The 17,573-nt window shown below is 68.9% G+C and carries 17 protein-coding genes; 5 read left to right on the top strand and 12 right to left on the bottom strand.

Translation table 11 applies throughout. The annotated features are described in order from the left end of the window. Positions 1 to 178: 178 nt before the first annotated feature. From J2851_RS00865 to J2851_RS00835, 7 genes are all read right to left on the bottom strand, one after another. Positions 179 to 883 (bottom strand): aspartyl/asparaginyl beta-hydroxylase domain-containing protein, encoded by a 705-nt coding sequence (locus J2851_RS00865; RefSeq protein WP_209762466.1) that lies wholly within the window; start codon positions 881 to 883, stop codon positions 179 to 181. Between the two features lie 166 nt (positions 884 to 1,049). Continuing rightward, the gene (locus J2851_RS00860) at positions 1,050 to 2,057 is read right to left on the bottom strand and encodes a peptide ABC transporter ATP-binding protein (protein WP_209762463.1); all 1,008 of its coding nucleotides are present in this window, start codon (positions 2,055 to 2,057) and stop codon (positions 1,050 to 1,052) included. Next, positions 2,057 to 3,058, bottom strand: a complete 1,002-nt coding sequence (locus J2851_RS00855; RefSeq protein WP_209762460.1) for an ABC transporter ATP-binding protein — start codon at positions 3,056 to 3,058, stop codon at positions 2,057 to 2,059. The genes J2851_RS00860 and J2851_RS00855 overlap by 1 nt, the downstream gene beginning before the upstream one ends. A 15-nt stretch (positions 3,059 to 3,073) precedes the next feature. Further along, positions 3,074 to 3,988 carry an ABC transporter permease subunit gene (locus J2851_RS00850; RefSeq protein ID WP_209762457.1) on the bottom strand — a complete coding sequence of 305 codons (915 nt, stop codon included), beginning with the start codon at positions 3,986 to 3,988 and terminating at the stop codon, positions 3,074 to 3,076. Positions 3,989 to 3,997: 9 nt separating this feature from the next. Beyond that, positions 3,998 to 5,008: an ABC transporter permease subunit gene (locus J2851_RS00845; protein WP_209762455.1), complete on the bottom strand. Its 1,011-nt coding sequence runs from the start codon at positions 5,006 to 5,008 to the stop codon at positions 3,998 to 4,000. Positions 5,009 to 5,134: 126 nt separating this feature from the next. After that, on the bottom strand, positions 5,135 to 6,736 hold the full coding sequence (locus J2851_RS00840; RefSeq protein WP_209762452.1) for an ABC transporter substrate-binding protein: 1,602 nt from the start codon (positions 6,734 to 6,736) through the stop codon (positions 5,135 to 5,137). A gap of 379 nt (positions 6,737 to 7,115) precedes the next feature. Further along, a complete protein-coding gene (locus tag J2851_RS00835; protein WP_209762449.1) occupies positions 7,116 to 7,892 on the bottom strand; it encodes a class I SAM-dependent methyltransferase in 777 nt (258 codons plus the stop codon). A gap of 100 nt (positions 7,893 to 7,992) precedes the next feature. On the opposite strand from J2851_RS00835, the gene J2851_RS00830 reads away from it, so the two are divergent. Together J2851_RS00830 and J2851_RS00825 are read left to right on the top strand one after the other, a co-directional pair. After that, on the top strand, positions 7,993 to 8,799 hold the full coding sequence (locus J2851_RS00830; protein ID WP_209762446.1) for a helix-turn-helix transcriptional regulator: 807 nt from the start codon (positions 7,993 to 7,995) through the stop codon (positions 8,797 to 8,799). Positions 8,800 to 8,821: 22 nt separating this feature from the next. Next, the gene (locus J2851_RS00825) at positions 8,822 to 9,766 is read left to right on the top strand and encodes a DMT family transporter (protein ID WP_246500332.1); all 945 of its coding nucleotides are present in this window, start codon (positions 8,822 to 8,824) and stop codon (positions 9,764 to 9,766) included. Here J2851_RS00825 and hutU read toward each other — a convergent pair. From hutU to hutI, 4 genes are read right to left on the bottom strand one after another with little or no spacing between them, the layout of a single operon-like run. Continuing rightward, the gene (hutU, locus tag J2851_RS00820; protein ID WP_209762440.1) at positions 9,744 to 11,429 is read right to left on the bottom strand and encodes a urocanate hydratase; all 1,686 of its coding nucleotides are present in this window, start codon (positions 11,427 to 11,429) and stop codon (positions 9,744 to 9,746) included. The two genes, J2851_RS00825 and hutU, sit on opposite strands and share 23 nt — an antisense overlap. Before the next feature lie 45 nt (positions 11,430 to 11,474). After that, entirely contained in the window at positions 11,475 to 11,897 is a 423-nt protein-coding gene (locus J2851_RS00815) for a type II toxin-antitoxin system VapC family toxin (protein WP_209762438.1), read from the bottom strand. Beyond that, on the bottom strand, positions 11,894 to 12,142 hold the full coding sequence (locus tag J2851_RS00810) for a hypothetical protein (protein WP_209762435.1): 249 nt from the start codon (positions 12,140 to 12,142) through the stop codon (positions 11,894 to 11,896). The genes J2851_RS00815 and J2851_RS00810 overlap by 4 nt, the downstream gene beginning before the upstream one ends. 48 nt (positions 12,143 to 12,190) lie before the next feature. Next, on the bottom strand, positions 12,191 to 13,426 hold the full coding sequence (hutI, locus tag J2851_RS00805) for an imidazolonepropionase (protein WP_209762432.1): 1,236 nt from the start codon (positions 13,424 to 13,426) through the stop codon (positions 12,191 to 12,193). A 72-nt stretch (positions 13,427 to 13,498) separates the two neighbouring features. Between hutI and J2851_RS00800 the strand changes: the two genes are divergently transcribed. The 3 genes from J2851_RS00800 (at position 13,499) to J2851_RS00790 (ending at position 17,184) form a co-directional block, all read left to right on the top strand. Further along, the gene (locus J2851_RS00800) at positions 13,499 to 14,356 is read left to right on the top strand and encodes a ChbG/HpnK family deacetylase (protein ID WP_209762430.1); all 858 of its coding nucleotides are present in this window, start codon (positions 13,499 to 13,501) and stop codon (positions 14,354 to 14,356) included. 156 nt (positions 14,357 to 14,512) lie between these two features. Then, on the top strand, positions 14,513 to 16,222 hold the full coding sequence (locus tag J2851_RS00795; protein WP_209762427.1) for a glycosyltransferase family 39 protein: 1,710 nt from the start codon (positions 14,513 to 14,515) through the stop codon (positions 16,220 to 16,222). 179 nt (positions 16,223 to 16,401) lie between these two features. Beyond that, complete coding sequence (locus J2851_RS00790) at positions 16,402 to 17,184, top strand: class I SAM-dependent methyltransferase (RefSeq protein ID WP_209762424.1); 783 nt, start codon at positions 16,402 to 16,404, stop codon at positions 17,182 to 17,184. On the opposite strand, the gene J2851_RS00785 is transcribed toward J2851_RS00790, so the two are convergent. Beyond that, the gene (locus J2851_RS00785; protein WP_307420045.1) at positions 17,148 to 17,549 is read right to left on the bottom strand and encodes a GtrA family protein; all 402 of its coding nucleotides are present in this window, start codon (positions 17,547 to 17,549) and stop codon (positions 17,148 to 17,150) included. The genes J2851_RS00790 and J2851_RS00785 overlap by 37 nt on opposite strands. Positions 17,550 to 17,573: the final 24 nt, after the last annotated feature.

Below are 17,573 nucleotides of genomic sequence, written 5' to 3'. Positions count from 1 at the left end.
ACGAATACACCTACGACCGTCAGTGGCCACAAGTTAGATAACTTTGCAACGTATCACCGCATAGATAAATTCAATGATAGGGAATTTTTAGGCGAACACCGTTTATCCTGAAGTACTCGTAGCATACTTGAGTATTTTTACCCCAGGATTTCCCCTGCAAAGGCAAAGCGGGCGGCGGTCAGGCCGCCGCAGCGTCGAGCCAAGCGCGCATGGCGCGGTTTGCCTCAGCCGCCAACTCCGTGCGCCGGGGCACATCCTCGGCCAGGGCCGCCGGAAACAGGGCGCGCACCTCCGGCGTGACCATCAGGTCGACGGCGACGACGATCCGCTCCCGATCCGTGAAGTTTTCCACCTGGTGCGGGAAGCAGAAATCCCCCGTCCACGCCTGTCCCTCCGGATAGGCGGCGGCCTCGTGCCCCAGCAGGGTCACCGCGCCGGCCGGCGCATGGATCGGGATCAGCATCCGGAAATGCTCCAGGTGGAGCGCCTGGGGCTCGGCGTGCCACGCCAGCGTGCCCTGGGGCGCCTGGCGAAGCAGGTCGCAGCCCCAGGCGATCCAGCCCGGCCGGTCCAGCAGGGCGCGCAGGCTGGGCATGAAATCCAGCGCCGGCCGCGGCGCCCCCTTGCGGCCGCTGGACGAGCCCTCCCGCGGGTGGTGCAGAAGGGCGATGCTCGTCCACCCCTCCCCGATGCCGTTCTGGTAATGGCCGCGCTGGTCCTGCGGCAGGGCCGCGTCCAGGGCCGCGAACTCCGCCTGGAGCGTCGCCGCGTCCAACCTCAGGTCGGCAGGCGCGTGCAGCGTCAGGCCGGCGCCGATGGTGATCCGCTGCCAGAGGTGCGGCAGGTTGTCGGCTTCCCGGGTTTGCAGAACCGATTGCTCCATGACGCCGACACCTTTTCCCGCAGTGATCGATGCCCCTTTATCGCGACTTCCCGTACGGCGTGCAAACGAATCGGCGCCGGCGGAGACAGTTGGGCAAGGGCCATGAAAAAAGCCGGGCCGCGCTTGCGCACGACCCGGCCAATTCATTCATCACTGAGGAGGCGTCCTAAACCGCCATGTCCTCCGCGTAGTGGCAGGCGACCAGCCGCTCGTCGACCGGGCGCAGCGCCGGCACCTCCGACGCGCAACGGTCGGTGGCGTAGGGGCAGCGCTTGTGGAAGGGGCAGCCCGGCGGCGGGTTCAGCGGCGACGGCAGCTCGCCCTTCGGCACCACGCGCTCCGCCCGCAGGGCCGGGTTCACGCGCGGCGTGGCGGCCAGCAGGATGCGGGTGTAGGGGTGGCGCGGCCGGGTGAAGACCACGTCCCGAGGCCCATGCTCCACCGGACGGCCCAGATACATGACCATGATGGCGTCGGCGATGTGCCGCACCACGCTGAGGTCGTGGGAGATGAACAGGTAGGCGAGGTTCAGCTCCTCCTGCAAATCCATCATCAGGTTCAGCACCTGCGCCTGGATCGACACGTCGAGCGCCGACACCGGCTCGTCCGCCACCACCACGCGCGGGTTCAGCATCAGCGCGCGCGCGATGGCGATGCGCTGGCGCTGGCCGCCGGAGAACATGTGCGGGTAGCGGTCGACCTGGTCCGGCCGCAGGCCGACCTTGGCCATCATGGCGATGGCCCGCTCGCGCCGCGCCTGCTTGCCGAGGTCGGTGTTGATGACCAGCGGCTCCGTCAGGATGGAGCCGACCGTCTTGCGCGGGTTCAGGGAGCCGTAGGGGTTCTGGAACACCATCTGGACGGTGCGCCGCAGTTCCTTCATCTCCGCGACGCTGCGCCCGACCACGTCGCGCCCATCGTAGAGCAGCTGGCCCGACGACGGCGGCTCGATCATGGTGACGGAGCGCGCCAGCGTGGACTTGCCGCAGCCGGACTCGCCGACGATCGCCAGGGTCTTGCCGGCCTCCAGCTGGAAGGACACGCCGTCCAGCGCCTTCACGGTGGCCGGCGGCTTAAAGGCGCCGCGCTTGACCGCATAGTGCTTGCGCAGGTGGATGGCTTCCAGGACGACCGGGCCGGTCGTCGGCAGGGTTTCGGTGAGGGTGTCGGTCATCACACAGCCTCCTCGACGCCCAGGGGAGCGCCGGGACCGGAATTGGACAGCGGGTAGAAGCAGCGCGCCTTGCCCTGGTCCACGTCGAACAGGGCCGGCCGCTCGATGCGGCAGCGGTCCGTGGCGAAGCCGCAGCGCGGGTTGAACAGGCAGCCCTGCGGCCGGTCGCCGATGCCCGGCACCATGCCGGGGATGGTCGGCAGGCGGCGCTTGCCGAGCGCCCGCTCCGGCAGCGCGTCGAGCAGCGCGCCGGTGTAGGGGTGGCGCGGCGCGTTGAACAGCGCGCTCACGGGCCGCGTCTCCGCGACCTGGCCGGCGTACATCACCACGACGCGCTGCGCGGTCTCCGCCACCACGCCCATGTCGTGGGTGATCAGCATCAGCGCCATGCCCCGCTCCTTCTGGAGGCGGACCAGGAGGTCGAGGATCTGCTTCTGGATGGTCACGTCCAGCGCGGTCGTCGGCTCGTCGGCGACCAGCAGGCGCGGGTTGCAGGCGATCGCGATGGCGATCATCACGCGCTGGTTCATGCCGCCGGAGAGCTGGTGCGGGAAGGCCGACAGGCGGCTTTCCGGGGCCGGAATGCCGACCTGCTCCAACAGTTCGATGGCGCGGTTGCGCAGCGCCCGGCCGGACAGCCCCTCATGCACCTTCAGCGTCTCCATGATCTGGAAGCCGACGGTGAAGCAGGGGTTCAGGCTGGTCATGGGCTCCTGGAAGACCATGGCGATGTCCTTGCCGGTGAGGTTCCGGCGCTGCGACGCGCTCATGGTCAGCAGGTCCTTGCCGCCGAAGCTCATCCGGTCGGCGACGACCTTGCCGTTGGAGCCCAGGAGGCCCATGACGGCGAGCGAGGTCACCGACTTGCCGGAGCCGGACTCGCCGACGATGCCCACCACTTCGCCCTCGTCAACGGTGAGGTCGATGCCGTCGACAGCGCGGAAGGTGCCGGCGCGGGTGGTGAACTCGACGGACAGGTTCTTGATGTCGAGAAGAGGCATGATGACCCTGCGGGTTCAGCGTTTCAGCTTGGGATCGAGGGCGTCGCGGAGCCCGTCACCCAGCAGGTTGAAGGCCAGCACGGTCACCAGGATGGCCACGCCCGGCCAGGTCACGACCCAGGGGGCGCGCTGGAGGAACTGCAGCGAGGAGGCCAGCATGGTGCCCCACTCCGGCGTCGGCGGCTGCGCGCCGAGGCCGAGGAAGCCCAGCGCCGCGGCGTCCAGGATCGCCGTGGAGAAGCCCAGCGTCGCCTGCACGATCAGCGGCGCCAGGCAGTTCGGCAGCACCACGATCAGCATCAGCCGCAGCGGACCCGCCCCCGCGACGCGGGAGGCGACCACATAGTCCTTGCCGGTCTCCGCCATCACCGCGGCGCGGGTCAGGCGGGCGTAGTGCGGGATCACCACGATGGACACGGCCAGCATGGCGTTGACCAGCCCCGGCCCGAGGATGGCGGCCACCACCACGGCCAGCAGCAGGCTGGGCAGCGCCAGCAGGATGTCCATCAGGCGCATGGTCAGCACGTCGACCATCCCGCCGAAGAACCCCGCGACCAGACCCAGCGCCAGCCCGATGGCCAGCGACAGCGTCACGACGATCAGGCCGATCATCATCGACAGGCGGGCGCCGTAGATCAGGCGGGACAGCATGTCGCGCCCGATGTCGTCGGTGCCCAGGATGAAGCGCCAGCTCCCCCCGTCCTGCCAGACCGGCGGGACCAGGATGGCGTCGCGGTACTGGATGTTCGGGTCGTGCGGCACCACCAGGGGGGCGAACAGCGCCAGCAGCGCGATGACCAGGATCACCGTCAGGCCGATCATGGCGCCGGTGTTCTGCCGGAAATGGTACCAGAACTCGACCAGCGGGTGCGGCGGCTGGGAGGTCGGGACGGTGGCGGCGATCGCCGTGGCTTGGACTTCACTCGTCATGACGTCACCTCACCGCGAATGGCGGATGCGGGGGTTGAGGACTCCGTAGAGGAGGTCCACCAGCAGGTTCACGGCCATCACCGTGGAGGCGATCAGCAGCACTCCGCCCTGGAGCGCCGGATAGTCGCGGCGGTTGATGCTCTCGATCAGCCACTTGCCCACACCCGGCCAGGAGAAGATCGTCTCGGTCAGGATGGCGCCGCCCAGCAGCGTGCCGACCTGGAGGCCGATGACCGTCACCACCGGGATCAGCGCGTTGCGCAGCGCGTGCAGGCCGATCACCCGCTTGCCGGCCAGGCCCTTGGCCTTTGCTGTGCGGATGTAGTCCTCGCCCAGCACCTCCAGCATGGCGGAGCGCGTCATGCGCGCCACGACGGCCAGCGGCACGGTGCCCAGCACGACCATGGGAAGGATCAGGTGGTGCAGCGCCGACCAGAAGGCGCCGTACTCGCCGGCCAGCAGCGTGTCGATCAGCATGAAGCCGGTCACCGGCTCCACATAGTACAGCAGGTCCAGGCGGCCGGAGACCGGGGTCCAGCCGAGCCCGACCGAGAAGAACAGGATCAGCAGCAGGCCCCACCAGAAGATCGGCATCGAATAGCCGGTCAGGCTGATGCCCATCACGCCGTGGTCGAAGATCGACCCGCGCTTCACCGCCGCGATGATGCCGGCCGGCAGGCCGACCACGGTGGCGAACAGCATGGCGAGCGCCGCCAGTTCGATGGTCGCCGGGAACAGCGTCAGGAATTCGTCGAGCACCGGGTTGCGCGTCACCAGCGACAGGCCGAGGTCGCCGGACAGGACGCCGCCGATGTAGTCCAGGAACTGATGCCAGAGCGACTGGTCCAGGCCCAGCTCGTGGCGCAACTGCTCCAGCCGTTCGGGCGGAATGCCACGCTCGCCCACACGGACCTCGATGGGGTCGCCGGGGACGAGGCGGATCAAAAGAAAGGTCAGGAAGGTGACGCCGAGAAAGGTCGGAATCACCAGGCTCACCCGCGTCAGGATGAAGCGTAGCATCGGATGGTCACCGGGCTCGAAACGAAAGCAAGGGGGCCGATGCCCCCTTGTCCCTTGCTTACCAAAAGGGAAGCCGGGGGTTTAACGCCCCGGCTTACGCTTTGTAAAGCTGTTTGCGGCGAAGACTTATTGTTTCAAGTCGACGCCGTAGAAGCGATGGATGCCAAACGCCTCCATCTTGTAATCGACCACATTCTTGCTCAGGGCCATGTGAACGACGGAATGGGCGACCGGGAACCAGGGCGCCTCTTCCTTGAAGATCACCTGGGACTGCTCGTACAGCTTGGTGCGGGCGGCGACGTCGGTGGTCCGCTTGGCCTGCACCGTCAGGTCGTCGAACTCCTTGTTGCACCACTTGGAGATGTTCGAACCGCCGATGCGGGCGGCCTCGCAGCCGAGCAGCACGTTCAGGAAGTTGTCCGGGTCGCCGTTGTCGCCGGTCCAGCCCATCATGCCCATCAGATGCTCGCCGGCCTGCAGACGCTTGCGGTATTCACCCCACTCGTACTGCACGATCTTCGCCTTGACGCCGATCTTGGCGAGGTCGGCCTGCATCATCTCCGCCATGCGCTTGGCGTTCGGGTTGTAGGGGCGCTGCACCGGCATGGCCCACAGGTCGCTCTCGAAGCCGTTCGGGTAGCCGGCCTCGGCCAGCAGCTTCTTCGCGCGCTCCGGATCGAAGGGATAGTCTTCGATGTCCTTGTTGTACGACCACATGGTCGGCGGAATCGGGTTCTTCGCCGGGACGCCGGCGCCCTGGTAGACCGCGTCGACGATGGCCTTCTTGTCGATGGCCATGTTCAGGGCGCGGCGCACGCGGACGTCGTCGAAGGGCTTCTTCGTGGTGTTGAAGGCCAGGTAGCCGACGTTCAGGCCTTCCTGCTCCATCAGGGTGATGGAGGTGTCCTTCTTCATCGTCTCCAGGTCGGCCGGGTTCGGGTACGGCACGATGTTGCATTCGCCGGCCTTCAGCTTGGCGTAGCGCACCGCGGCGTCCGGCGTGATGGCGAAGACGAGGTTGTCGATCGGCGCCCTGCCGCCCCAGAACGGCTCGAAGGTCTTGTAGCGGATGACCGCGTCCTTCTGGTAGGCGACGAACTGGAACGGGCCGGTGCCGACGGGCACCTGGTCCATCTTGTCGATCTGGTTCTTCTTCTGCAGGAACTCGGCGTATTCGGCAGACTGGATCGGCGCGAAGGGCATCGCCAGGTTGGCGAGGAAGGGCGCCTCGACCTTGTTCAGCACGAACTTGACGGTGTAGTCGTCCACCTTGTCGATCGACTTCAGCAACGTCGGCATGGCCATGTCGTTGAAGTAATCGTAGGCGCCGCCGGAAACCTTGTGGAAGGGATGGTCAGTCTTCCACTGGCGGTTGAAGGACCACAGCACGTCGTCGGCGTTGGCGTCGCGCGTCGGTTTGAAGTCGCCGACGCTGTGCCACTTGGCACCCTTGCGCAGGTGGAAGGTGTAGGTCAGGCCGTCGTCCGAGATCTCCCAGGATTCGGCGAGGCCCGGCACCACCTTGGTGCCGCCGCGCTCGAACTCCACGAGGTTGTTGTAGACCGGCAGCGACACGTCGAAGCTCGTCCCGGTGGTGTTGACCATCGGGTTGAAGTTTTCGGGGCTGCCCTCGGAGCAGTAGACGAGGGTCTTCGCCGCCTGTGCCGGTGCCGCAAGCGCCAGCGCGGCGGCAACGCCGAGCCCGGCTCCCAGCAGAATACGCTTCATTCTTATAAGCCTCCCGCATTCGGACAGTGGGGGCCGCCGGTATACCCGGCCGGCCCTGTGGAATCCCGGTTCATTTGGCGCGCGGCCTGATTTTCTGTCAACACGCTAGCCAAGCCTTGTCCCGACCTTGCCCCACACCGTAAAGCGCGGGCGATCCGACGGCGAACGACACCGCCGCGGCCGGGACCGACGGACCTCATATACTACCAGGAAACCGCGGAATTCTGGCCTTTCCATGACAAAAGGCACGCCTGTTGCGGCGTGCCTTTCTTCACATGATCGTTACGTGCCCGAAAAGGATCGTTTCGGAAAGCAAATCACGCCGGCCGCACCGGCGGGGGGACCATCGGCGGCGGCGAACCGGTCATACCACTCCGAATCAGACCGGCACGGTTTCGAAGACCGTCGCCTCCAGCATGAAGCTGCCGTCCGGCTCGATGGCGAAATGCCGGCGCACCTCGTCCGACGCCATGTCCTGGAGGGAGCGGATGGCCCGGGCGTGGACCTCCGGCGTGCGCGTCCGCGCGGTCCAGCTGGCGAACTCCATCCGCAGGCGGCGGGTGGTCAGGCCGGTGACCGCGAAGCCGGCGCGGGCCAGCGCCGCCGTCCATTCCGCGACGCTGAGGTTGCGCACGTGCGACGGGTCGCGCAGCAACTCGACCGTTTGGAAATGCGTGTCCAGCAGCGGATGGGCCGGCGTGATGACGTCGGCGAAGACGGCGATGCCGTCGGCCGCGAGCACCCGCCGCGCCTCCCGCAGCCCGGCCTCGGCGTCCAGCCAATGGTGGGTGCTGAAGCGGCTGAGCACCACGTCGAAATGCCCGTCGGGAAAGGGCAGCCGCTCCGCCGCGGCCTGCCGGATCCGGATGTTGGTCAGGCCACGCTCCGTCGCGGTGCGCGCCACGCTGTCCAGCATCTCCGCCGTCACGTCGACGGCGACCACCTCCGCCACAAGGGGGGCGGCGCGGTAGCTGACGTGCCCGCCGCCGCAGCCCAGATCCAGCACTCGCGCGGCCGCCCGCCCGCGCAGCAGGGCCTCGATCTGGTCCAGGTCGGCGCCGGCCGCGTGCACGGCGCTTGTGACGTAATCGCCCGCGCGGGGGCCGTAATGGTCGGCGACGACACTGTGATGGGTGTTGGAATTGACGTTGCTCATGGGCCGGCGTCCTCTTGGGCGGGTTCGTTGTCGGGGCAGCATCCGCCGCCCGTTACCCTGGTACAAGGCAGGCACTTATCCTGGTATAAATCCTGCCACCATGCTCCCCTCCCCCGAACACCGGCGCCTGCTGGGCGCCTTCCTGCGCACCCACCGCGAGCGGCTGACCCCGGCCGAGGCCGGCGTCCATGGCGGCTCCGCCCGGCGCCGCACGCCCGGCCTGCGGCGGGAGGAGGTGGCGCATCTCTGCGGCCTCAGCCCGACCTGGTACACCTGGCTGGAACAGGGGCGGGACGTCTCCGTCTCCCCCACGGCCCTCGCCCGCATCGCCGAGGGCCTGCACCTGACGCCTGCGGAGCGCGCCTACCTCTTCGAGCTGGCCCGCAAGCGCGACCCGAAGGCGGACGGGGGCGCGGCGGGCGAACGGCCGCCGGCTCCGCTGCTCGCCGCCCTGGACGCCATCGCCGCGCCGGCCTATCTGCTCGACCGGCTGTGGACCGCCCGCGCCTGGAACGCGGCGGCGGAGACGCTCTTCTCCGGCTGGCTGGGCGGGGCGGAACGCAACCAGCTGCGCTACGTCTTCCTGGATCCGTCGGCGCGGGCGTTCATCTGCGATTGGGAGAACCGCGCCCGCCGCCTGCTGGCGGAGTTCCGCGCCGACACCGCCCGGCGCAGCGACGACGCCGACGTCAGCGCCCTGGTGCAGGAGCTTCGCGGCGCCAGCCCCGCCTTCGCCCGGATGTGGGACGACCACGGCGTGCTGGACCGCGAAGGCGGCGTCCGGTCCTTCAGCCATCCGCTGGAGGGATTGCTGGTCTTCGAACAAGTGACGTTGAACCCGGCGGGGAACCGCGACTACAAGCTGGTCATGCTCCTGGGGCCGACGGCGGCCGAGGATGCCCTTTGACCGCCACCTCAACAGGCCCCTTATGCCCAAGGCTTCGCCCAACACCGCGTTCGCGGCCTACAGCTTCTATCTCCTAAGCTCGGCCTTCTTCGCGTCGAACATCGTGTTCGGGCGGGCCGCGGCCCACGTCGTGCCGCCGGCCGGGCTGGCCTTCTGGCGCTGGGTGATCGCCTTCCTGATCATCCTGCCCTTCGCGGCGCGGGGCCTCCTGCTCCACCGGCACGCTCTGGCCGCCTCCTGGAAGCGGCTGCTGGTCATGGGCGTGCTCGGGCAGGTCATCTGCGGCGCCGGCCTCTATGTGGCCCTGGAATTCACCAGCGCGACCAACGCCGGGCTGATCTACGCGACCAGCCCGGTCATGATCCTGCTGATCACCGCCCTGTGGCTGGGCGAGGCCGTGACGCTGCGCCAGACCGGCGGGATCCTGCTCGCCATGGCCGGGGTGCTCGTCATCCTGACGCGCGGCGACCCGGCGGTGCTGCTGCATCTCTCCTTCAACATCGGCGACCTGATGATGGTCGGCGTCTCCACCGCCTGGGCCGTCTACACCGTGCTGGCCCGCCAGTCGAAAAGCTCGCTGCCCGTGGTGACCGGTTTCGCGGCCAACGCCTTCGCGGGCGTCGTCGCGCTGGCCCCCTTCTGCCTGTGGGAGACGGTGGCCCTGCACCCCGCGCCGATGACCCTGGACACGGTGGCTCGCATCGCCGGGTTGGCGCTGTTCGCGTCGGTCCTGGCCTTCATCACCTACCAGAAGACCATCCTGCTGATGGGCCCGTCGCGGGGCGGCACGTCGCTCTACGTCATGCCGCTGTGGACGGCCCTGGCCGCCTGGGCGCTGCTCGGCGAGGAGTTGCACCTCTTCCACCTCGCCGGCGTGGCGCTGGTCCTGCCGGGCCTGCTCCTGGCGACCCTGCCGCCGCGCAGCGGCAGGGTCTTGGCACCAATCACCCGATCATCGGCAGCGTGAGTCCCTGCTCGCGGGCGCAGTCCTTGGCGATGTCGTAGCCCGCGTCGGCGTGGCGCATGACGCCGGTGCCCGGATCGTTGGTCAGCACCCGCTCCAGCCGCTTGGCCGCGGCCGGCGTACCGTCGGCGACGATGACCATGCCCGCGTGCTGGCTGTAGCCCATGCCAACGCCGCCGCCATGGTGCAGCGACACCCAGGTGGCGCCCGACGCGCAGTTCAGCAGGGCGTTCAGCAGCGGCCAGTCGGACACCGCGTCGGAGCCGTCGATCATCCCCTCCGTCTCGCGGTTCGGGCTGGCGACGGAGCCGCTGTCCAGATGGTCGCGGCCGATGACGATGGGCGCCTTCAGCTCTCCCTTCGCCACCATCTCGTTGAAGGCGAGGCCGAGACGCGCGCGGTCGCCCAGCCCCACCCAGCAGATGCGCGCCGGCAGCCCCTGGAACCGGATCCGCTCCCGCGCCATGTCGAGCCAGTTGTGCAGGTGCGGGTTGTCGGGGATCAGCTCCTTCACCTTGGCGTCGGTGCGGTAGATGTCCTCCGGATCGCCGGACAGGGCGGCCCAGCGGAAGGGGCCGATGCCGCGGCAGAACAGCGGCCGGATGTAGGCCGGCACGAAGCCCGGGAAGGCGAAGGCGTCCGCCACCCCCTCGTCCTTGGCCATCTGCCGGATGTTGTTGCCGTAGTCGAGCGTCGGCACGCCCATGGCGTGGAAGTCCAGCATCGCCCGCACATGGGCGGCCATGGACTGCTTGGCCGCGGCGACCACCGCGCCCGGATCGCTGCGCCGGCGGGTTTCCGCCTCCTCCAGCGTCCAGCCGGCGGGCAGATAGCCGTTCAGCGGGTCGTGCGCGCTGGTCTGGTCGGTGACCGCGTCCGGCCGGAAGCGCGGGTCGGCCTTGGCGCGGCGCACCAGCTCCGGAAACACCTCCGCCGCGTTGCCGAGAAGGCCGACCGACACCGGGGTGCCCTTCGCCTGCGCCTCCCAGATCAGGGCCATCGCCTCGTCGAGCGTGGTGGCGGAGCGGTCCAGGTACTTCGTCTCCAGCCGCCGCTCGATGCTGCGGGCGGAGCATTCCACGGCCAGCATGGAGGCGCCGGCCATGGTCGCCGCCAGCGGCTGCGCCCCGCCCATGCCGCCCAGGCCGCCGGTCAGGATCCAGCGCCCCTTCAGGTCGCCGCCGTAGTGGCGCCGCCCGACCTCCGCGAAGGTCTCGTAGGTGCCCTGCACGATTCCCTGGCTGCCGATGTAGATCCAGGACCCGGCGGTCATCTGGCCGTACATCATCAGGCCCTTGGCATCCAGTTCCCGGAAATGGTCCCAGGTCGCCCAGGCCGGCACGAGGTTGGAGTTGGCGATCAGGACCCGCGGCGCGTCGGCGTGGGTGCGGAAGACGCCGACCGGCTTGCCCGACTGGACCAGCAGGGTCTGGTCCTCCTCCAGCGTCTTCAGCGCGGCGACGATGGCGTCGAAGCAGTCCCAGTTGCGCGCGGCGCGCCCGATGCCGCCGTAGACCACCAGCTCGTCGGGATTCTCCGCCACGTCGGGGTCGAGGTTGTTCATCAGCATGCGCAACGGCGCTTCGGTCAGCCAGCTCTTGGCGGACAGTTCGGTCCCGCGCGGCGCGCGGATCACGCGACGGTTGGCGGACGGGGTATCGGACATGATGCTCTTCCCTCGTTGGATTTTATTGTTGAGCAGAGATTCTTATTATGGGTTGTTTTCACTTCCGAGCAGGACCGTGAACCCTGCCCAGCGCGTGCTTCGTGTGCGTGCGTGTAGCCGCTTGTCGAGCGTGATGAGCGGAACCCCAAGATTTTCCGACAACGCCAAATAAAAGCAGTCGTAGACCGGGTGATCGAGCGACTCGGCAATGGAATAAGCACGGCGCATCAGCGAGGTCGTCCCGACCAAGCGGCTGAACCCACGCGGAATTTCCTCCAGCGCCTGATCCGCCTGCTCGGCGCCGATAGCGCCAGCGCGGCGCATCTTCCATAAAGCGTTCGCGACTTCCGGTATCACAAGGTCCGGAGCGACAATCGGTTGGCCGCTTTCAATAATCGCCTGCGCCGCTGGCGTAAAACTGTCCTTGATCGACCAGCGAATGGCCACGCTCGCGTCGACGACGGTCACCGGTCGCGGTCCTCGCGGATGAGCTGCGTCAGGTCGACATCAAAGTTGGTTGGAGTCAGTTCAGCGGTTCGCCGCATTTGTTCGAGCAATTCCCTTCTGCGCGCCATATCCACGGGAGGCGCCCCCAGCGCCCCGGCGATCATCCGCTTCGCCTCCTCCTCGGGCGTGCGCCCGGTGCTGGACGCCAGCGCCCGCAATCGATCCAGCGTGTCCTCTTCCACGTTCTCCAGAACGATCTTGCCCATCGCACCCTCCAGTCGCCGACAAACTACACCATCCCCATCAGGCCGTCATCACACCCCGCCGCGCACCAACCGACCGTCCCTGACCACCGCCGCGCAGGGGTTGGCGCCCAGCCAGTAGCACAGCTCCGCCGGGTCGCCGATGTCCCACACGGCGAGGTCGGCGGCTTTGCCGGCCTCCAGCGTCCCGTGCGTCGCGCCCATGCCCAGGGCCTTGGCCGCGTTCCGCGTCACGCCGGCCAGCGCCTCCTGCGGGGTCAGGCGGAACAGCGTGCAGGCCATGTTCAGCATGAGCAGGAGCGACACCGCCGGCGAGGTGCCGGGATTGCAGTCGGTGGACACCGCCATGGGCACGCCGTGCCGCCGGAACAGGTCGATGGGCGGCAGCTTGGTCTCGCGCAGCATGTAGAAGGCACCGGGAAGCAGCATCGCCACCGTGCCCGCGGCGGCCATGGCGCGCACCGCCTCCTCGCCCGTGTGCTCCACATGGTCGGCGGACAGCGCGCCGTAGCGCGCGGCGAGCGCCGCCCCGCCCCCGTCAGCGCCGCCGTCCGACAACTGGTCGGCGTGCAGCTTCACCGGCAGCCCGAGACGCCGGGCCGTGTCGAAGACGCGCGCGGTCTGCTCCGGGGAAAAGGCGATCCGCTCGCAGAAGGCGTCCACCGCATCCACCAGCCCTTCCTCGGCGAGCGCCGGAAGGATCGTGTCGCAGACCAGCCCGATGTAGTCGTCCGGCCGCCCGGCATAGTCCGGCGGAAGCGCGTGGGCGGCGAGGCACGTCGTCCGCACCGTCACCGGGTAGCGTTCCCCCAGCGCCCGCGCGGCGCGCAGCATCGCCCGCTCCGTCGGAAGGTCCAGGCCATAGCCGGACTTGATCTCCATCACCGTCACGCCTTCGGCCAGCAAGCGTTCCAGCCGCACGGCGGCGCTCGCCACCAGGGCGTCCTCGCTCGCCGCGCGCGTCGCCGCGACGGTGGACACGATGCCGCCGCCGGCGCGGGCGATCTCCTCGTAGGAGGCCCCCTCCAGCCGCATCTCGAACTCGCGCGCCCGGTTCCCGCCGAAGACCAGATGCGTGTGGGCGTCGATCAGGCCGGGGGTGACCCAGCGCCCGCCCAGGTCGTGTTCCTCGGCGGCCCGCCCCGGCGGAAGCTCCGCGCGCGGGCCGATCCAGGCGATCCGGCCGTCCTTCACCGCCACCGCGGCGTCCCGGACGACGCCCGCCGGACCCGCCGCCGTCGCCATGGTCGCCGCATGCCCGTTGAACCACAGGCTGTCCCAGTCCATTGTCCCCTCCCCGGCCACCAAAACGCGGCCATGCGCCAGTCTATCGAAACCCCGAACCGCCCGCACCGTCCCATGACGTCAGACAAAGCCCTCCACCCCGTCCTTCTCTGCGCCGACGATTACGGCCTGTCGCCGGGCGTGAACGAGGCCATCCGCGACCTGATCGCCGCGGGACGGCTGACCGCCACGTCGGTCATGTCCCTGTGCCCCCATTGGGCCGAGGGCGCGGCGCCGCTGAAGGCGCTGTCCGATAAGGCCGACGTGGGGCTGCATTTCACGCTGACCGACCAGCCGCCGCTCGGGCCCATGCCGAAGCTGGCGCCGGAGGGCACGCTGCCGCCGCTCGGCCGCCTGATGCGTCTGGCCTACACCGGCGGCCTCGACACCGCGGAGATCCGGGACGAGTTGGCCCGGCAGATCGCCGCCTTCACCGCCGCCTGGGGCGGGCCGCCGGCCTACATCGACGGCCACCAGCACGTCCACCAGCTGCCCACCGTCCGGGACGCCGTGGCCGACGCGCTGGCCGCCATGCCCGGCGCCTACGTCCGCCTGTGCGGGGAACCGTCGGCCGACATCCTGCGCCGGGGCGTCGCCGTGCCCAAGACGCTGCTGATCGGCGGCCTCGGCGGCGGCTTGGCGCGGATTGCCCGCGCCCGCGGAATCCCAGCCAACGACAGCTTCCGCGGAGTCTACGACTTCTCCGGCCGGGTTCCCTTCGGAACGCTGATGGAGCGGTTCCTCGACCGGCCGCGCCGGCGCACGCTGGTCATGGTCCACCCTGGCATCCCGGATGCGGCCTTGCGCCGCGCCGACCCGCTGGTGGACCAGCGGAAAGTCGAACACGACTACCTGAAGGGACCCGAATTCGCGGCCCTCCTGAAAAGCCGCAACATCCGGCTTGCGCGCTTCGCCGACCTCGCAACCGCTTGACGCAGCGCAACAAACACACCGTGCAGTGCGGTAGCCTTTGACCCGGCGCGGACAATTCTATACCTAGGATTTGTCACAGGCGGCGCCCCGTCGATTGAAGAGATCCGGTGGGTGTCACCTCTGCGTGGCGGGGCGGCTGCTGGATTTTACCGACGCATGACTCAGCATCCAACGTACGACCAGCGGTACCCCCTCGCCGCCGCCCTCGGCACGGTGGAGCGGGCGGCCGCGCAGGCAAAGGTCCAGGGGAAGCCGGTCTGGGACCAGCTCGCCCGGACGCTTCTCTTCTGCCTCGCCGTCATCGCGGCGCTGACCTTCCGCGACTACGGGATCAGCACCGACGAGGAGGTGCAGCACATCTACGGCCAGAAGCTGCTGCTCTTCTACACCAGCGGCTTCCAGGACTGGTCGGCCTTCCATTTCAAGGATCTGTACCTCTACGGCGGGTTGTTCGACCTCGTGGTCGCCCTGCTCGTCCCCGTCTCGCCCTTCGAGGAGTACGAGACCCGGCACCTCCTGTGCGCCATCGTCGGGGTGATCGGCATCGCCGGGACCTGGCGGCTCGGTCGGCTGCTCGGCGGCGCGCGGGCGGGGTTCCTGGCCGCCGTGATGCTGGCGCTGTCGGGCGTCTATTACGGGGCGATGTTCAACAACACCAAGGACGTGCCCTTTGCCGCCGCCATGGTGTGGACCGTCTATTTCGCGACGCGCATGGCCCTGCAATTCCCGCGGCCGCGCACCTCGGCGGTGCTGAAGTTCGGGCTGGCGCTCGGGCTGGCGCTCGGCATCCGGGTCGCGGCGATCCTCGCCGGGGTCTATCTCGCGGCGGCGGCCGGTCTTTACCTGGTCATGGCGATGCGGCGCGCGGGCTGGCGAGCGGCGCTGGCGGACGCCGGCACGATCGCCGTCCGTTCCCTCCCCGCCCTGCCGGTCGCCTACGGGCTGATGGCGGTCTTCTGGCCGTGGGGCGTGTTCGAGCCGCTGAACCCCTTCCGGGCGCTGTTCACCTTCTCCAGCTTCCAGCACCTCCAGTTCTCCCTTCAAACGCTCTTCCTTGGGGAGATGGTGCCGGCCGTCAACGCCCCGTGCCTGTACCTGCCGGTCTACCTGCTGATCAAACTGCCGGAGACGGTGGTGGTCGGCACGGCGCTGGCGGTGCTGTCCGGCGCCCACTGGGCGTGGCGGACGCTGCGCCGGGGCGGCGGCCCTGGCGCCGGCTGGGACCCGGCGGTGCGCCATGCCATCATCGCGCTGGCCGCCTTCCTGCCGATCGCCATGGTCATGGTGACCCGGCCGACCGTCTACAACGGTATCCGCCATTTCCTGTTCGTGGTGCCGCCGCTGGTCGTGCTCGCGGCACTCGCCTTCGAGCGCGTCTGGAGCTTTGCCGAATCCCGCGGCGAGCTGGCCGGGCGCGCCGTCGCCCTGGCGCTGGCCGCGACCGCCACCGTGCAGGCCTGGTCGCTCGGCACGCTGCACCCGAACCAGTATGTCTACTACAACCAGTTCGTCGGCGGCATGAAGGGCGCCGACGGCCAGTTCGAACTGGACTACTGGGGCAACTCCCTGCACGAGGCGACGAAGGAACTGATCGCCTTCGTGGAGCGGGAGAATGACGGGCAATCGCCGCCGCGCACCTACACCCTGACGGTCTGCGGCAACCCACTGGCGGTCCGCTACGACCTGCCGCCCTGGCTGAGGCTGGTCAACGGCGTCGAGCCGGATTGGCGCCGCGCCGACTTCTTCCTGGCCTTCACGCAAAGCCGCCGCTGCCCGTCGCTCCTCGACGGCCGCCCGATCATCGAGATCGGGGTGGACGGCGTGCCCCTGTCCATCGTCAAGGACCGTCGCCGCGTCGAAGAGTAGCGGCGTTTTTTTCGGCATCCGAAGGTTATAGGCCGCCCATGGCGACTTGACGCCTTCGGTGTGCCATCCGTACGCTTCGTCCAAGCATTGTTGCGGCAAGGGGCGGCATCTCCATCGTTACGGAGCCCAACAACGACCGTTCCCGCGCAACCGACAGGGTTCATGCGAAAGGGAGACGCATGGGATTTCATGACGTGGGAACGCCGCACGGCCGTCCCACCACGGATCGTCAGAGCACGCCGGACTGGGTCGATTTCTGGAACCGGCCGAACGCCATCTACGCCAACCGCCGCAATTTGGAAGCGCACTTCGCCTGCTTGCAGCGCGACCTCGACGCCTACCTGCCGCCCGGCGGAACGGTGCTCGACTTCGGCTGCGGTGACGCTTTGGCAGCGGAGGCGATGGCGGAGCGCTGCGGAACGCTGTACCTGTACGACGCCGCCCCGGCGGTACGCGACCGCCTCCTGGCCCGCTTTCCGGACCATCCGCGGATCAAGGTGCTGACGGATGCCGACCTGGCGGCCCTGCCCGCGGGCGGCATCGACCTCGTCCTGGCCGTGTCGGTCCTCCAGTACATCCCGCGGGCGGAGGCCGGCGATGTCCTGCGCCGCTGGCGCGGCCTGCTGAGCGCCAACGGCCGGATCCTGATTGCCGACGTGGTCGACCCGCGCACGCCGATGCTGCGCGACGTCGCCAGCCAGCTCGCCATGGCCCACCGGAACGGCTTCCTCATGGCGGCGCTGTTCGGGATCGGTCGGCTGGCCCTGTCCGACTACCGCCGCGTCCGCCGCGAGGCCGGCTTTTCCGCCTACACGCCGGAGGAGATGGGCGACCTGCTGGCCGAAGCCGGTCTTCACGCGGCAGCGCTGCCGCGCAACGTCGGGCCGACGCCGCACCGCCGCTCCTTCCTGGCGCGGCCGGCCGCTCAGGCTGCGGAGGAGCCGGCGCCGAACGTCCAGTAGCGGTTGGCGCCGAAGCTCCAGACCATCACCAGCGCGGTGGCGGTGACCTGCGCCAGCAGGTAGTGCAGGCCGATCCGCTCGGCCAGAATCCACATGATGGCGCTGTTCAGGCACAGCCCCACCGTCGCGACGGCCAGGAACTTCGCGGCGGTGGGCAGGTGGTCCTGCTCGCTGCGGAAGACGTGCCCGTAGTTCAACCAATAGCTGATGACGCCCCCGACGACGAAGCCGGCGGCCGACGCCAGAACCGGGGGCGTCGCCAGCAGCTCGGCCAGCACCACCAGCACGCCGTAATGGCCCACGGCGGCGGCGCAGCCGACCATGGCGAACAGGACGAACTGGATCAGCGCTTGGTGCCGGGTCACGGGCAATTCCATGGGCGTTCGCCG

The sequence above is a fragment of the Azospirillum rugosum genome, assembly GCF_017876155.1.
GTDB classification, from domain to species: Bacteria; Pseudomonadota; Alphaproteobacteria; order Azospirillales; family Azospirillaceae; genus Azospirillum; species Azospirillum rugosum.
This window is presented reverse-complemented; position numbering and strand designations above follow the sequence as displayed.